The organism is Enterobacter sp. SECR19-1250, from assembly GCF_013391025.1.
GTDB classification, from domain to species: domain Bacteria; phylum Pseudomonadota; class Gammaproteobacteria; order Enterobacterales; family Enterobacteriaceae; genus Enterobacter; species Enterobacter cloacae.
This window is the reverse complement of sequence record NZ_JACASJ010000112.1, coordinates 1-15,135: the sequence shown is the minus strand read 5'-3', so window position 1 is coordinate 15,135 and position 15,135 is coordinate 1. Positions and strand designations below refer to the sequence as shown.

Genomic DNA, 15,135 nt, shown 5'->3' with positions numbered 1-15,135 from the left:
GGAGCACCTCAAAAACACCATCATACACTAAATCAGTAAGTTGGCAGCATCACCCTGAATGCCGATATTATCCCCTGCAGCATAATCAGTGGCAGCCCCTGCCCGGACGACCAGTTCGTGGCCCCCGACGGTGGCATACAGCATAAATTCAGCACCGGTCAGTTCGGCAACGCTGATTTTGGCGGCAATCGCCTCACCGCTGGCTTGCGAGGTGAAAATATCCTCCGGTCTGATGCCAAAGACCACGGCTTTACGTTGATATCCCTGAGCGTTAAGTACCGAGAGCATATCTTCGGGGATCTCCAGGCGCAGCGTTTCCGTCACGAAGTAGCGTTCATTGATCGCCCCCCGAATAAAGTTCATTGCTGGCGAACCAATGAAACCTGCCACAAACATATTTGCCGGTTCGTTATAGACCTGCTTCGGCGCGCCCACCTGCTGAATGTATCCATCTTTCAGGATCACAATGCGGGTTGCCATCGTCATGGCTTCGGTCTGATCGTGCGTCACATAAATCATGGTGGTATTCAGCTTTTGATGCAGCTTGCTGATTTCGGCACGCATTTGAACACGCAGTTTGGCGTCAAGGTTTGAGAGCGGTTCATCCATCAGGAAGACGCCCGCTTCACGCACAATCGCCCTGCCTAATGCCACGCGCTGGCGTTGGCCACCCGACAACGCACCGGGCTTACGCTTGAGGTAATCGCGCAGCCCAAGAATCTGAGCGGCCCAGTTAACGCGTTCTTCAATGACAGCGGGCGCGATCTTCTGCATCTTCAGCCCAAATGCCATGTTGTCGTACACCGTCATATGGGGATACAGCGCATAGTTCTGAAAGACCATCGCGATATCCCGGGACTTGGCCGGGACATCATTCATGCGAACGCCGTCAATCACCAGCTCACCGGCGCTGATCTCCTCCAGCCCGGCAATCATGCGCAGCGTCGTCGATTTACCGCAGCCCGATGGCCCGACGAAAACGATAAATTCTTTATCCTCAATGTCGAGGTTGAAATCTTTGACCACATGGACCTGGTTGTCATAGATTTTTTGGATATGTTTTAGCGATAGTTGCGCCATTCTTAATTCCTTATCAGTACCGTCCGGGAAGCCCAGAAATCTGTCAGGCATTTCCAGGTCAGCTCCCGCGTTGATTGAAGTTGCAGTCCCGCATGGTTGAGGCCTGCCCCTATTCCCACCGACAACATCCCTGCGGCGTTGATCGCCTCAACGCCGGAGGCGGCATCCTCAATCCCGATAGCTTCCTCCGGGCGGACGTTAAGACCCGCGCAGGCGGCAAGGAAGATTTCCGGGTCCGGTTTGGAGCGGGCAATGCGGGACGCATCGGCACAGAAATCAAACGCCCTGTGGATCCCCAGCGCCTGCAAAATGCCGGGAGCGTTGAGTGAAACAGACGCCAGCCCAATTTTGACGTTTGCCGCGCGTATGTCGGCCAGCACCTCACGAATGCCCGGGAGCAGTGACGCTTGCGTAAGCGAAGCCAGCGACTGGACATAGAGCGCATTTTTGTTACGCGCAAGCGCCAGGCGCTGCTGTTCATCGAACGCGTCTTCTTTGCCACCGTGACGCAGGATCCGCTGCAGGGAGTCCATGCGGCTAATCCCTTTCAGCGTTTCATTGAAGGCCTCATCAATGGTGATCCCGACCTCCTTCGCGACAGCGCGCCAGGCCAGGAAGTGCAGATGAGCGGTGTCGGTGATCACCCCATCCAGATCGAATACAACGGCATTAAGGTTCATCTCTTCCCTCCGTGGTAGCGGTCCCAGTAACAGACGTAAGAAAATCCTTGCAGGACAAGACCTGCCGTCCCGAAAGCTGGAGGGTTTTACCCCAGAGCGTTAGCGTGACGGGAGCAGAACTGGTCACCGTAAGTGCCTCTTTCGTCACGATGAAGTGCAGCTGCGCATTCTGCCAACGCAGCGAAAACGCCAGCCTTTGCCAGTGCGCAGGCATCCTGGGTGCCAGATGTAGCTCCCCGTCCACGATCTGCAGCCCGGCAAATCCCTGAATAACGCCTGACCAGATCGCACCCGTTGCGGCAGCATGAATACCGTCATCACTGCTGTGCGGATCGTCGCCCAGATCGATGGCAATGCCATCACGCCAGAAAGCGTAAGCCCCTTCTGTATCACCACAGCGCGCGTTCACAATGCCGTGGATGGCTTTGCTCAGAGACGAATCATGAATTGTGCGCGGCTCATAGAATGCCAGGTTGGCCGCGCACTGCTGCGGCGTAAAGCGTTCCGGCAACAGGTAATTAAGCATTACCACGTCGGCCTGTTTGAGGATCTGCATCTCGTTAACTTCAGCGCGCGAGTAATCCAGCAGAATGGTCTGCTTGCCCGCTTTGGCTTTATAGCGGCTCAGATCGATCGCTGGTTTGGACATGAAGGTGTCATCCTGCGGTATGACCCCGTCGGCGTTGGCCTCGGGCAGCCATAGGCGCGCCAGGAACCGTTGCGCATTTTCCGTAAAACGCGCATCTTCACGCTCAAACATCGACATAAACCGGCAGGCACTGGCGACGTTGTGCCACGCCAGATAGTTGGTGTAGGCGTTGTTATTCACGTGTTCCGTGTATTCATCCGGCCCGATCACGTCATGGATCTCCAGACGGTCGCCAACTTCCGTCGCGCGTCCCATCCAGAACAACGCGGTTTCCATGAGCAGCGTCAGGCCTTCATTGCGCATAAAGGCGTCATCGTGCGTTGCCTGCCAGTAGGCGACAACGGCCCACGCAATATCCGCCACGATATGATGTTCAGCCAGCGCGGAGGCCACTTTCTGACGTACGCCCGTGCGGATGTTGATCGCTGCGAATTCCGGCGTCTCTTCCTGACCGCTCGCGGCACTCTCCCAGGGGAACAAGGCGCCTGGCCAGCCGTTCCGGCGTGCTTTTTCCCGGGCCCCCGGCAGGTTAAGCCAGCGGTAGCGCAGCAGACGGCGGGCAACCTGTGGTCGGGTAAAGAGATGGAAAGGCAGCAGGAAAATTTCGGTGTCCCAGAACACGTGGCCTTTATAGCCCTCCCCGGTCAGGCCCTTGGCCGCAATACTGCTCCGTTCATCATGGGCAGGCGTCATGGCCGTGAGGTGCCAGACCGCGTAATCCAGCGCCAGCTGATCCTGATGTTCGGTCGACATGACGTCCACCCGGCAGTCATGCCAGACCTTATTCCAGGCGCACGCCGCGCTTTCAAATAACGCGGCATACCCTCTTGTCGCGCAGGTTTTGAGCTCAGCCAGAGCATTGCGGGCAAACGTGTCCTGTGAAAGCGCTTTATCGCTGCGATGCGTCACCCAGACCAGCTTCTCAAGCGTGACAGTGTCACCCTGAGCGACCTTCACGGCGTGATGAACCGTGATATGCCGGTTTTTCGCGGTAAAGCAGCTGTCGCTGGTGGTTGAGAGACGACAGCATGCCGATATCACCACATCCGCAGCACGATCCTGCGTTTCATACACGCCCTGCATGTAGTGCTGGTCAAAGACTCTGACCGAGATTTCATCCAGATGCTGACGGCCGCTGTTGGTTTGCGTCGCATCAATCCCCGTGCTCAGCATAACGTCTGATGCGGCATCCAGCGGAGTGACGGAGAGCTGCATTGCCACCAACGGCAGTTGATCCAGTGAGACAAAACGGCGGCTTTCCACACGGTAGCGCTTTCCGTCTGGCGAGCGCCACACCACGCGACGACGCAGTTCGCCATTGGCAAAATCCAGCTCCCGCTGCCAGTCAATAATCTCCCCTGACAGCAAGGTGAAATTGATGCCGTCCAGTTCGATATCCATGCCGATGATGTCAGGCACGTTGATCAGTTCGTTGGTCTCGTTACGACCTGCACGATGATAAAGCCCGGCAAGATACATTCCCCGGGTCTGCTGCGTGTAGTTTTCCTCATGCGCCGCACGAATGCCCATATAGCCGTTGCCGCAGGCCATGATTGACGCGTATTTATTGAGGCTGTGAGGGCAAAAAACCGGATCGTTTAATACAGACAGGTTCAGCATAACGTTACGCTTTCCCCTTTTTCTGCCGCCTCGTACAGTGCGGCGACCAGTTGCTGGATCACCAGCCCTTGTTCGGCATCGGCAATCATGACCGGCTCTCCCATGACGTGACGGACAAACGCATCCATGCTGCGTAAATGCCGCTGATCGTCTGCCTCTTCGCGCAGGGACAGGGTCTGCAAAACTCCGCCTTCATCGGTGTAAATGTGGGCCGGGAACAGCGTTGCCCCCGCTTTTTCACCGCAAAAGACGACATTCATGATGGACTGCTCACGGATATTGAGGGCAAAGGAGGTATCCAGACGCAGAATGCCGCCATTGCAAAATTCAATCGTCCCGAACAGGGCATCTTCAACGGTAAACTGTGCAGGATCCCATTCACCAAACTGGCCACTGTTTTTGCGGTTTCCCAGTTTTTGAAAGCTGTGCGCCGTCACGCGTTTTACCGCCGGGAAACCGAGTACATACATCGCGGCGTCGAGCATATGGATGCCAATATCAATCAGCGGCCCGCCCCCCTGCAGTGCTTTATTGGTGAAAACGCCCCAGCCGGGAACGCCGCAGCGGCGCAATGCCTGCGCCGTAGTGAAGTAGATTTCACCCAATGTCCCGTTCATTACCGCCTCGCGCAGCAGTTGCGTATCACGTGCAAAGCGGTGGTGAAAATCATAGGCCAGCACTTTTCCCGCCGTTCGGGCCGCCACACGCATCCGGTCGGCTTCGTGTGGCGTCATGGCCGGGGGTTTTTCGCACATTACATGGCACCCGGATTCCAGGGCTGCCATCGCATGTTCAAAATGAAAACGGTTGGGCGAACAGACGCTCACCACATCCGGTTTGACCGCCTGCAGCATTTCATTCACGTCCTGCCATGCCGACGGAATGGCATGGCGTTCAGCAAACGCCTGAGCCTGTTCAGGATGGCTGTCCATGACAGCCACCATCTGAACATCACTGCGCGTGGAGTAATACGAGGCATGTACTTTGTCCGCGACCTGCCCGGCACCAATAATGGCGACACGCAGGGGCGAAGGTGTTAAAGCACTCATCACGCTGGTCATCCTTAGCATTCACGCAGATAAGTGAGAGAATCCTGATAGGCCTTCGCAGGATCGTCAGCGCGAACGCGGCACTCGTAAACAACGTAACCCTGATAACAATCGGCACGCAGCTGGTCGAACAGAGCGGCAAAATCAAGAGAGCCGCTTCCCGGCTGATAACGATGGTTATCGGCAATATGCACATGGCCCAGCAGGTCCCGGTTCTGGTGCAGCGCTTCCGTCAGCGAGTCTTCTTCAATATTCATATGATAGAAATCGCCGATAATCTGAACATGTTTCAGCCCATTCTCTTCGATGTAACGACGTGCATCCGCGAGGGTGTTGATCATGTGATCCTGATAGCGGTTCAGCGGCTCCAGGTAAACGGTGGTGCCGGTGCGCGCCGCCACCTCGTCCAGCCAGCGCAGCGAGGCGCTCACCGCCTTGCGGTCTCCTTCAAGGCTACGCGGCGACGTCATCGGCGGCAGGCGGAAGGTAAACATCCCCCAGGCGGCAGGAACAACGATTCCTTTTCCGCCCACCTCTGCTAACGCTTCAAGGATGCGTTCGATCTGCGTTAATCCGTTCAGGCGACGCTCTTCGATGAAGTCACCAATCCAGCCATCGTACCCGCCGCAGGCCGTGGTAACTGGCAGCCCTGTAGCCTTAATGGCCGCTTTAACCTCTTCAAGGTTCTCCACCAGCAGCTTGCCGTCTATCTCATACCCATCAAAGCCCATGGCTTTGATGTATTGAAATTTTTCCAGGATATTGGTCGGGAAAAAGGCCTGGTTTTGCGTTGCGATTTTCATTTTCATGCTCTCCTTAGCTCAGAACGTGACGCCCATTTTGATACTCAGTTCAGGATGCTGATCGACATAGGTCATGTAGCTCTCAGCGCTGGTGGTAAACGTTACGACTGGGTCGATTAAATCTTCGCAATTGAGATAGCCGTTCATCAGCAATTCCCAGCAGGTCTCTTCAATACGCTTACGGTTCCAGCGTGGATAATCAGGATTTGGCTCACTGCAGGCGCGGGAGAAGACAATTTTCGCGTTATTGAAATGCGCTTCGCGGCCGAGGTTAAAGCCTTCCGCGAACGGTTTCGCAAAGGCCACGTATGAGATGGTGCCGCCGTAAGCGAGTCCGCGCAGCGCAGACTGCAGCGCATCAGCAAACCCGCTGGTTTCGATAATCACATCCGCGCCCTGCTTGCCGGTCAGTTTTTTGATTTCCAGACCAACATCCGTGCCAATCGGATCCAGACAGTGGTCTGCCCCATGGCGACGGGCGATGTCGCAGCGGTGCGCGATAGGGTCGACACCGATAACGATTGACGCACCGGCTTTCTTTGCCAGCTGGATGGCGATCTGACCAATCGCGCCAAGCCCAACGACGACGACAAAATCCCCTACCCGCACATTGGCGTCACGTACGCCGCTCATTGCAAATTGTGCCGGGTCGTAGCAGACCGCATTTTTCCAGGAGGCGCCCTGAGGCATTTTGCGCAGTTTGTAGTTATTGACGGCATTCACAATGACCGTTTCCTGTAGCGGTCCATAACAGCAAACGCGGTCTCCGACACGGTATTCCGTTACGTCAGCGCCACACTCAATGATGTCCCCGACGATCATGTTCCCGAGCTGGAATTTGCCAAACTCGATCCCGCGAGCGGCCCCCTCTTCACGCGGCGTAAAGAGCTGCCAGTCAGGGTTAAACTCTTCGTCGATAAACGGACTCGCCGCCCTGAAATCCACCACTTCGGTGCCGTGTTTCGGTGCGCCAAAGCGGGCGCGAATTTTCACTTCATGAACGGCAACAGGACGGTCTTCATATTCGACCAGCGCAGCCACACGCGGCGCTGTCGCAACTAACTTCTTCATTACTCACTCCTTGTTAAAATTGGCCGCCTCAGCCCTTAACGCCACCGGCGGTCAAACCACTTTTAATAAAACGTTCAGACAGCGCATACATGATGACCACCGGCAGTGCCGTCACCAGCGATGCCGCCATCATGCGGCCCCAGATGTAATCTGGCGTACTGAAAAGCGTGTTCAGCCCGACCGGCAAGGTGAAGTTGCTGGCGCTGGACAGGAAAATGGAGGCAAACAGATAGTCGTTCCACGCCACCATGAAGCAGTAGACAAAGACCGACACCAGGCCCGAAATCGCCAACGGAACGGTAATGCGAAAGATGATTTGCAGGCGGTTAAGGCCATCCATCATCGCGGCTTCTTCTATTTCGTCCGGGATGGTGTCGAAATAGCTGCGCAGCATAAACACCGCCGTGGGTAATGTCTGAGTCACCATGGTGATAATCAGCGCCAGTTCGGTGTCATAGATGCCGAGCGCGGTGATGATTTTGAACAGCGGCACCACCAGCAAAATCCCTGAGAACATGTAGACGGTGTAGAAGCTGGCGTTGATCGTCGTGCGCCCTTTAAAACGCAGTTTGGATAAGGCGTAAGCCCCCAGCGTGCCGAGAAACACCGCAACGATCGACGAAGTCAGTGACACCACCATGCTGTTACGGAAGTAATCCACAAACGGGAAAATCAGCGGGTTAAAGATGTCGATGTAATGCTGTAACGTCCACTCTTGCGGCAGAATGGTCGGATGCAGCGATATCGCCTCTCTGGCGCTTTTAAAGGAGGTCATCAGCATCACGAAAAACGGAAACAGTGTGATGATCAGGAACGCCGCGAGCCCCAGATAAAAGCCAATACGACCCAGTATGCGTTTATTTGTTGCCATTGAGATTTACCCTTTTTCTGGTCAGCAGAATGACGGCGAAAATGATCACAAACAGCACCACTGAGATAGCCGCAGCTTTACCCAAATCATTAAAGGCAAACGCCGTTTTGTAGAGATAGACGCCCAAAATATCGACTTTGGTAGTCAGCAGGTACACGTCCGCAAACATGTAAAACATCCAAATGGTGCGCAGCGTGATGACCGTGGCCAGCACCGGCATAATCGCGGGCAGCGTGACGATGCGAAAACGTTGCCAACCATTCGCACCATCCATTTCTGCGGCTTCGTATAACGATTTATCAATCGTTTGTAAGATCGCGAGAAACGAGATAAACGCATACGGGAAGTAGCGCCAGATGGCGAATAGCACCACCAGCACAAAGCTGCTGCCGGGGTTGTCGAACCACAGCGGAGCCTGGTCATACAGATGCAGCAGGTCTACCCCCAGATAGTTCACGATGCCGTAGCCGTTGTTGAACATGTACTTCCAGGCAAACACCAGTGAAATAGACGGCGTGACGTAAGATAAAATCACCAGCGAACGCGCCGTTTTGCGCAGCCGAAACTCCCGGTTAAAGAAGATGGCGACAGCCAGCCCTAGCCCCGTGCTACCTATCACCACCAGGGCCGTATACCAGAAGGTCATCCACAGGGAGTGCCAGAACGCTGCATCACTCAAAATACGGATGTAGTTATCCAGCCCAACAAACACAGCGCTAATGCGCGGGTTGAGCGGCAAGCGTAAGAAACTGATTTCAATGTTGGAAATCATTGGCCAGGCCACAAGGCCCCCCAGCAAAATCAGGCTGGGGGCCAACAGCAGCATGGCGAAAGGCATATCTGAACGACCAGAAAACAACGTCTTCATAATTTCCTTCCGCAGAAGCGCTCCTATCGTTGTGAAACCAGGTCAGTCAGGCGTTTCTGGCTGTTGCTTAACGTGGTGTTGAGGTCTTGCTGACCTACCGTCACGTTATGCACCATCGAACTGATGATGCCGGAACCTGTCACGTCGCCCATGCGGGTAAAGTTTTTGTCGCCCACGGCCCCAAATACCTGCACATTCGGGAACTGTGCGATCAGCTCATACGGCAGTTGACCAAAGGCTTTGATGACCTCGTTGTTTTTCCAGCTCTCGGTATCCACCACCAGTTTGTTCACCGGTAACGCCGCCCCCGGAGACATCATGACCCAGTCCGAGGCGTTTTGAGCCTGCTCCATCCAGGTCACAAATTTCTCAGCGGCTTTGGTTTCTTCTTCAGTCTGACCGGTCGTGATCGTCAGCGACGTCACCATGCCGTAAACCGCAGACGATTTTTCCGTTGGAACCACGAAGCCCAGGTTGGCAGGATCCCCTTCTTTAAACACGGCAGGCAGAATGTAGGTGGAGTAAACCGCCATTGGCGCAGAACCGTTCATGAACGCGTCTTTGATCTCCATGACGTCGTTTGAGCCTGGCATCGTGTTCTTCGCCAGTTCTTTATAAAACGCCAGCGCGTTTAACATTTCAGGCGTATCGATCCGGATGTTGCCCTGCGCGTCGAAGACGTTTGCCCCACCTGAAAGGGCAAACTGGGAGAATGCCTGCTCGGTCATGACACTTTCAGCGGTTGGAAGCGCGATACCGTAGTGTTTCTTAGCCGGGTCGTTGAGCATCTGACTGGCTTTCAGCAGCTGTTGCCAGTTATGCGGCTCTTTAATACCCGCCGCGGCGAGAACATCTTTGTGGTACCAGACGCCTGACAGCCAGGCGCTAATTGGCACCCCCGTCCACGCGGTACCGTCTTCCGTGCGAACAACACGGAGAATGCCGTCATAAAACGTCTTTTCACCGACGGCTTTAATGGCTTCGCCAATTGCGTCACGGTGCAGCAACTGCTCTTTATCCATCACTTTTGCATAGTCATGGCTGACCTCAATCACCTCCGGCAGTGCGCCGGTCCGCGCGAGGGTAATGACCTTGGTGTTGTATGCATCCTCTTCCACCGGCACCTGTTTCACTGTAATGGAGGGATTCTCTTTCTCGAATTTCTCAATCAATTTCGTGATGACGGCCTGACGCTCCTGCTCCACCGACGAATGCATAAACTCGATGGTCACAGAAGATTGTGTGTCGTCCTTGCAGCCTGATAACAGGGCGCACGAAACCAGTGCTGAAATCAGCACAATTCTCGGCATTTTCATTGTTAAGGTCCTTTTTTAGTTTTCTTTAATCCACATAACCTGCCATGGATTTAGGGTCAACGTCGTATCGTTAATATTGTCCCCGGTTATTAAATCTTTTCCTGTCTGACTATTTGAAGGGACGTGCTGAATATCATTACTGAAATTAAAGAGTGCTGTAATTCGCTCGCCGTTATCGGCAATGCGAACTATTTTCAAAACATGCTCCCCGGATGTTTCAAAGCGCGCCTGACTGTCCGGGTGGAACGCTTTTTCCTGACGGCGTAACGAAATTAACGCACTCAATCCAGAATAAAGTTTATGACGAAGGCTATTAATATCGTCGAGTTTATGATCAATTTCACCGGACTGATATTTCTTTCGGTTTATTGCTCTATTATACCCTAACCGCTCCACACCCTCATAATCATTACGGGAGCCAATAATACTCTGAATATAGATTGCAGGCACACCCGGGAAACTCAACAGAACGGCATGAGCCAGAATAAAACGGGCGATGCGCAGAGTATCTTCATCCTTCTTAGCACTTAATGCATCCAGATAGGTTACATTGATTTCATACGGGCTGCGCGTACCGTCAGGGTTATTTTTCCAGTTAACCAGCGCGCCTTCCTGCTGGAGTGTTTCCACCAGCGACAGAATTTCCGATTCCGGTAAAATTCCGCGTAACGGATTAAGTCCAATCCCGTCGTGCGAAGCCAAAAAGTTAAACCAGGTGGTTTTCTTTGACGGCAGCTCCAGCGATGAGGCCCACTGACAAAGTGCCCGTACATCCTGACGATGAACGGCATGCAGAACCAGTGGTGGCAAGGAGAACTGATACACCATCTGGGCTTCATTCTTGCCGTCACCAAAGTAAGAAACGTTGTCTTTATGCGGGACATTAGTCTCAGTGATGATCACCGTACCCGGTGCCACAGCGTCCGTAATGGCGCGGAAGAGTTGAATCAAACGGTGCGTTTGTTCAAGATGGATGCAGCTTGTTCCAGGGATCTTCCACATAAAACCGACCGCATCAAGGCGGATATAGCGCGCCCCTTCCATCAGGTAATGGAGAAGCACATCCACCATTGCAATCAACACCTCAGGAGAGGCGAAATTGAGGTCAATCTGATCATCGCTGAAGGTCGTCCACAGATGCCGAACGCTTCCGTCATCAAGTGTAAAAGGTGTCAGGAGAGGCAATGCGCGAGGCCGTGTCACAGCAGATAAATCAGTTTGCGGATCCACGGAAATAAAGAAATCTTCATAGCCCGGTTTTTGCGCAAGATAATGAGCGAACCATTGGCTTTTCGCTGACATATGGTTGCAAACAAAATCGAACATTAAACTGGCATACTGCTTTAATTCGGCAACGTCTTGCCATGTTCCCGTTTCAGGCGCAACGTCATGGTAATCGATAACGGAAAAACCATCATCAGAGGACCACGGGTAAAAAGGTAAAAGATGCACATGAGAAAATGAACGAGAAAGCCATCTGTTATAAAAACGGGTAAATACAGGCAGCGCTTTCTCCCCTTTATTGTAGAACTGATCGGCATAGGTTATCAGGACGATATCTTTTTCATCCCAACCGGCTTTACGCTTTTCGGTAATAACAGCAGCAGCTCTGGAAATTTTCCCTGACAGTGTTTCACGGTGCGCCTCAGAAAACGATTCACCGTAAACAAGATTGATTAAATTTTTAATTTTATCGTTCACTTTGTTTTTCCATGGTAGCGGTCCCACGGAACGCAATCTACTCCCATGAAAAATATCTGTCAACGGACCTGAGGGGGTAAAAACGTCTTCTCAAGGCAACACAGCGCAGTAATGTGAGCTGCCGCAAAGAAAGACAGAAAAGGGAGAAAACGAAGAGAAATGCCGGCAGCCCTCCTCTCATAAGAGAAAGACTGCGGTATACATGGAGATCAGGATAAGTATCGACGGGAAAAACGTTTGGCCAGTTTTTGCAGCAGCGGCTCCAGCGCCACGGCCAATAACAGTCTTACCGGCTTACGGGCAACAGATTTTATTGCCCAGCCAGCCACGCCTGCCGGACCATAACGTAACGCCGTCAGCAGGACCAGTTTACCTGCGATTTTCAGGCCGGGCTTTACCTTCTGACCGGCCTGTTGCCAGTTTTTGTTCATCTATGTTCTCTCTTAAAGCTGACGAAAACGACTTCTCAGCGTAAAGGTATCAGACGTGACGTAACGTTCCATTTCGCGCAACCGCTTTTCACCTGCGGCCAGTTCAGCATCCACCTGGTTCAGAATGTCACTACTGCTCGGTGCGCCTTCTGCAGCCAGTTCACCTTCCGGCATGGGGTCGAGCACAAACGACAATACGATGTACGCCACCAGAGTGATAAACGCCAGACCGAAGAAAATCGATAACACCGTTACCACGCGCACCAGCTTAACCGGTACATCCAGATAGTGGGCAAGCCCCGCACAGACGCCGCGAACCATGCCCTGCTGTGGGATCCGCCACAGCTTTTTATTCAGATTCAGTCCTGACATTAACGCTCCCTCCAGTTCGGGTGTTCCGCATCCAGGATAGCTTCCAGCGCCTGAATACGTTCACGCATCTTATTCGCCTGATCGGACAGCTGTACCAGACGTTGTTGCTCGCTCTGGGAAAGGGCGTCCCGTGAAGAACGGTTGCTGTAGTGCAGCCATAACCAAATCGGCAGCACGAACAGCACGAAAATGGTCAGGGGAATAGCGAGAAAAAGCGCGCTCATGTGTACTCCTTGTCGTACGATGCGTGGCGGCACGCTCAGGTGCCGCATGAATTATTATTGATTGTCTTGCTTCATTTTGGCTTTCAGGGCCGCCAGCTGCTCGCTGATTTCATCGTCGGCTTTCAGATCGGCGAACTGCTGATCGAGCGATTTTTGCTTACCGATGCTGTGGCTTTCCGCTTCCGCTTCCATCTGATCGATACGACGTTCGAAGGACTCAAAACGCGCCATTGCTTCATCAAGCTTACCGCTGTCCAGCTGACGGCGTACATCGCGGGAAGAGTTTGCCGCCTGGTGACGCAGCGTAAGTGCCTGCTGACGCGCACGGGTTTCGCTCAGCTTGTTCTCAAGCTCGCCAATCTCTTTCTTCATACGGGTGAGCGTGTCGTCCACCAGCGTAACTTCATGTTCCAGCGCGGTAACCATATCCGCCAGTTTCTGTTTTTCAATCAATGCGGCACGGGCCAGATCTTCTTTATCTTTACGCAGCGCCAGTTCGGCTTTTTCCTGCCATTCATTAAGCTGGGCGGTAGCCTGCTCAATACGGCGGGTTAACTGCTTTTTCTCAGCCAGCGCACGGGCGGAGGTAGAACGCACTTCAACCAGCGTATCTTCCATTTCCTGAATCATCAGACGCACCAGCTTTTGCGGATCTTCCGCTTTCTCAAGCAGCGAGTTGATGTTGGCGTTCACGATATCGGCAAAACGAGAAAAAATACCCATAATTCAATCCTCACATTTCTGTTATCGGGCGATGCCCTGCTGTACAGATAATACAATTCCCGTACCAACTTTTTATCTTATTGATTTCACTGAATGTGATTGATTTTCGCTCACGGTGGAACTAAGCTCACCTGGTGAATCTCGCTAAGGAGTGGTTAATTTCATCATGGCAGAATATAAAGACAATTTACTCGGTGAGGCTAACAGCTTTCTCGAAGTGCTGGAGCAGGTTTCACGCCTCGCCCCTCTCAACAAACCGGTGCTGATTATCGGCGAACGCGGCACGGGCAAGGAGCTGATCGCCAACCGACTCCACTATCTGTCCGGGCGCTGGGATGGTCCTTTTATTTCGCTTAACTGTGCCGCGCTGAATGAGAACCTGTTGGATACCGAGCTGTTCGGCCATGAAGCGGGAGCCTTTACCGGGGCGCAAAAGCGCCATCCTGGCCGTTTCGAGCGTGCCGACGGCGGCACCCTGTTCCTCGACGAACTGGCCACCGCGCCAATGCTGGTACAGGAAAAATTGTTGCGCGTCATTGAATATGGCGAGCTGGAACGCGTCGGCGGCAGCCAGCCGCTACAGGTTAACGTGCGTCTGGTCTGTGCGACAAATGCCAACCTGCCGGAAATGGTGGCTGAGGATAAATTTCGCGCCGACCTGCTCGACCGCCTCGCTTTTGACGTCGTCCAGCTTCCACCGCTGCGTGAACGGCGCAGCGATATTATGCTGCTGGCGGAACAGTTTGCCATTCAGATGTGCCGTGAACTGGGTCTGCCGCTCTTTCCGGGCTTTAGCGATAATGCCCGTGAGACGCTGCTTAACTACTCCTGGCCGGGGAATATTCGCGAGCTGAAGAACGTCGTCGAACGCTCTGTCTACCGTCACGGCAGCAGCGAAACGGAACTGGACAACATTATTCTCGATCCTTTTCAGCGTAACGCGCCATCTGTTACCGCCCCGGCGAGTTCGAACGATGGGCCCTCACTCCCGCTCGATCTGCGCCAGTTTCAGCATAAGCAGGAACAACAGCTACTGGAGCAGAGCCTGAGGATGGCTAAATATAACCAGAAAGGGGCAGCTGAACTGTTGGGGCTGACCTACCACCAGTTAAGAGCATTGCTCAAAAAGCACCAGATGCGCTGACGGGCAGAGCCATTATGACGGGATTTATCCCCGCGAGGATCCCGCGGGGATAAGAGTCATGCTACCGCAATATGCATCTGCGAAAGCATATCGGTATTCACACCGACCAGCGTGACGCTGCTGTCGCCGTAGGTGAGTAAGGCATTATCACCTTCAAACGACAGGTGGTTGAGATAGCTGTCATTATCGGCAATGTTCTGGTTAGCCATAAAGATCAGGCTGTCGCTGGCGGAGAGGTTATAGACCGTGTCATGACCAAAATCACCGTAGAAGAGAAGCGTGTTTTCGCTGCCGTTAAGGTGGATGGCGTCGTCGGCATACCCGGAAACCACATTGTTATTGTTCCCGTTTACGCTGATCTCACTGTCATTGGCTCCTGAATAGAACCAGCTGTCATTACTGGCGGTCGAGATAGTGAAGCTGTTCTCTGTATCGGCATAATAGCTTTTCGCATACGCGATTGAGCCACTGTCACCTTCTAAGGAAGGTGCGAACAAGTTCCTGATATGAGATCATCATATTCATCCGGAGCG

16 protein-coding genes are annotated in these 15,135 nt (G+C 53.4%); 1 reads left to right on the top strand and 15 read right to left on the bottom strand.

Annotated elements, in window-relative coordinates:
- Positions 1–27: 27 nt before the first annotated feature.
- The 14 genes from HX884_RS21920 to pspA form a co-directional block, all read right to left on the bottom strand.
- Complete coding sequence (locus HX884_RS21920) at positions 28–1,080, bottom strand: ABC transporter ATP-binding protein (RefSeq protein ID WP_178328788.1); 1,053 nt, start codon at positions 1,078–1,080, stop codon at positions 28–30.
- 2 nt (positions 1,081–1,082) lie between these two features.
- On the bottom strand, positions 1,083–1,760 hold the full coding sequence (gene pgmB, locus HX884_RS21915; RefSeq protein WP_178328787.1) for a beta-phosphoglucomutase: 678 nt from the start codon (positions 1,758–1,760) through the stop codon (positions 1,083–1,085).
- Entirely contained in the window at positions 1,750–4,029 is a 2,280-nt protein-coding gene (locus tag HX884_RS21910) for a glycoside hydrolase family 65 protein (RefSeq protein ID WP_178328786.1), read from the bottom strand. Before HX884_RS21910 ends, pgmB begins: the two co-directional genes overlap by 11 nt.
- The gene (locus HX884_RS21905) at positions 4,023–5,081 is read right to left on the bottom strand and encodes a Gfo/Idh/MocA family protein (RefSeq protein ID WP_178328785.1); all 1,059 of its coding nucleotides are present in this window, start codon (positions 5,079–5,081) and stop codon (positions 4,023–4,025) included. Before HX884_RS21905 ends, HX884_RS21910 begins: the two co-directional genes overlap by 7 nt.
- Positions 5,082–5,092: 11 nt before the next feature.
- Positions 5,093–5,881: a sugar phosphate isomerase/epimerase gene (locus HX884_RS21900; protein WP_038420918.1), complete on the bottom strand. Its 789-nt coding sequence runs from the start codon at positions 5,879–5,881 to the stop codon at positions 5,093–5,095.
- 18 nt (positions 5,882–5,899) lie between these two features.
- A complete protein-coding gene (locus tag HX884_RS21895) occupies positions 5,900–6,952 on the bottom strand; it encodes a zinc-binding alcohol dehydrogenase (protein ID WP_013096411.1) in 1,053 nt (350 codons plus the stop codon).
- A gap of 28 nt (positions 6,953–6,980) precedes the next feature.
- Positions 6,981–7,823 carry a carbohydrate ABC transporter permease gene (locus HX884_RS21890; protein WP_047361675.1) on the bottom strand — a complete coding sequence of 281 codons (843 nt, stop codon included), beginning with the start codon at positions 7,821–7,823 and terminating at the stop codon, positions 6,981–6,983.
- Positions 7,810–8,691, bottom strand: a complete 882-nt coding sequence (locus tag HX884_RS21885) for a carbohydrate ABC transporter permease (RefSeq protein ID WP_013096409.1) — start codon at positions 8,689–8,691, stop codon at positions 7,810–7,812. Before HX884_RS21885 ends, HX884_RS21890 begins: the two co-directional genes overlap by 14 nt.
- A 23-nt stretch (positions 8,692–8,714) precedes the next feature.
- Positions 8,715–10,007 (bottom strand): ABC transporter substrate-binding protein, encoded by a 1,293-nt coding sequence (locus HX884_RS21880; protein WP_178328784.1) that lies wholly within the window; start codon positions 10,005–10,007, stop codon positions 8,715–8,717.
- 15 nt (positions 10,008–10,022) lie between these two features.
- The gene (locus HX884_RS21875) at positions 10,023–11,708 is read right to left on the bottom strand and encodes an alpha-amylase family glycosyl hydrolase (protein WP_178328783.1); all 1,686 of its coding nucleotides are present in this window, start codon (positions 11,706–11,708) and stop codon (positions 10,023–10,025) included.
- A gap of 209 nt (positions 11,709–11,917) precedes the next feature.
- On the bottom strand, positions 11,918–12,139 hold the full coding sequence (gene pspD / locus HX884_RS21870) for a phage shock protein PspD (protein WP_013096406.1): 222 nt from the start codon (positions 12,137–12,139) through the stop codon (positions 11,918–11,920).
- Between the two features lie 12 nt (positions 12,140–12,151).
- On the bottom strand, positions 12,152–12,511 hold the full coding sequence (gene pspC, locus HX884_RS21865) for an envelope stress response membrane protein PspC (RefSeq protein ID WP_013096405.1): 360 nt from the start codon (positions 12,509–12,511) through the stop codon (positions 12,152–12,154).
- Complete coding sequence (gene pspB, locus HX884_RS21860; RefSeq protein ID WP_013096404.1) at positions 12,511–12,735, bottom strand: envelope stress response membrane protein PspB; 225 nt, start codon at positions 12,733–12,735, stop codon at positions 12,511–12,513. The genes pspC and pspB overlap by 1 nt, the downstream gene beginning before the upstream one ends.
- 54 nt (positions 12,736–12,789) lie before the next feature.
- Entirely contained in the window at positions 12,790–13,458 is a 669-nt protein-coding gene (gene pspA, locus HX884_RS21855) for a phage shock protein PspA (protein WP_013096403.1), read from the bottom strand.
- A gap of 166 nt (positions 13,459–13,624) precedes the next feature.
- Here pspA and pspF point away from each other — a divergent pair, with 166 nt between their 5' ends.
- The gene (gene pspF, locus HX884_RS21850) at positions 13,625–14,602 is read left to right on the top strand and encodes a phage shock protein operon transcriptional activator (RefSeq protein WP_178328782.1); all 978 of its coding nucleotides are present in this window, start codon (positions 13,625–13,627) and stop codon (positions 14,600–14,602) included.
- Positions 14,603–14,658: 56 nt separating this feature from the next.
- On the opposite strand, the gene HX884_RS21845 is transcribed toward pspF, so the two are convergent.
- On the bottom strand, positions 14,659–15,099 hold the full coding sequence (locus HX884_RS21845) for a hypothetical protein (RefSeq protein ID WP_249166293.1): 441 nt from the start codon (positions 15,097–15,099) through the stop codon (positions 14,659–14,661).
- Positions 15,100–15,135 lie beyond the last annotated feature (36 nt).

Bases quoted from the DNA above. Each gene is read 5' to 3' on its own strand.
- pspF (WP_178328782.1), top strand. From the start codon at position 13,625: ATGGCAGAATATAAAGACAATTTACTCGGTGAGGCTAACAGCTTTCTC.
- pspD (WP_013096406.1), bottom strand. From the start codon at position 12,139: ATGAACAAAAACTGGCAACAGGCCGGTCAGAAGGTAAAGCCCGGCCTG.
- HX884_RS21895 (WP_013096411.1), bottom strand. From the start codon at position 6,952: ATGAAGAAGTTAGTTGCGACAGCGCCGCGTGTGGCTGCGCTGGTCGAA.
- HX884_RS21880 (WP_178328784.1), bottom strand. From the start codon at position 10,007: ATGAAAATGCCGAGAATTGTGCTGATTTCAGCACTGGTTTCGTGCGCC.
- pspB (WP_013096404.1), bottom strand. From the start codon at position 12,735: ATGAGCGCGCTTTTTCTCGCTATTCCCCTGACCATTTTCGTGCTGTTC.
- pspC (WP_013096405.1), bottom strand. From the start codon at position 12,511: ATGTCAGGACTGAATCTGAATAAAAAGCTGTGGCGGATCCCACAGCAG.
- pspA (WP_013096403.1), bottom strand. From the start codon at position 13,458: ATGGGTATTTTTTCTCGTTTTGCCGATATCGTGAACGCCAACATCAAC.
- HX884_RS21910 (WP_178328786.1), bottom strand. From the start codon at position 4,029: ATGCTGAACCTGTCTGTATTAAACGATCCGGTTTTTTGCCCTCACAGC.
- HX884_RS21900 (WP_038420918.1), bottom strand. From the start codon at position 5,881: ATGAAAATCGCAACGCAAAACCAGGCCTTTTTCCCGACCAATATCCTG.
- HX884_RS21920 (WP_178328788.1), bottom strand. From the start codon at position 1,080: ATGGCGCAACTATCGCTAAAACATATCCAAAAAATCTATGACAACCAG.
- HX884_RS21885 (WP_013096409.1), bottom strand. From the start codon at position 8,691: ATGAAGACGTTGTTTTCTGGTCGTTCAGATATGCCTTTCGCCATGCTG.
- HX884_RS21890 (WP_047361675.1), bottom strand. From the start codon at position 7,823: ATGGCAACAAATAAACGCATACTGGGTCGTATTGGCTTTTATCTGGGG.
- pgmB (WP_178328787.1), bottom strand. From the start codon at position 1,760: ATGAACCTTAATGCCGTTGTATTCGATCTGGATGGGGTGATCACCGAC.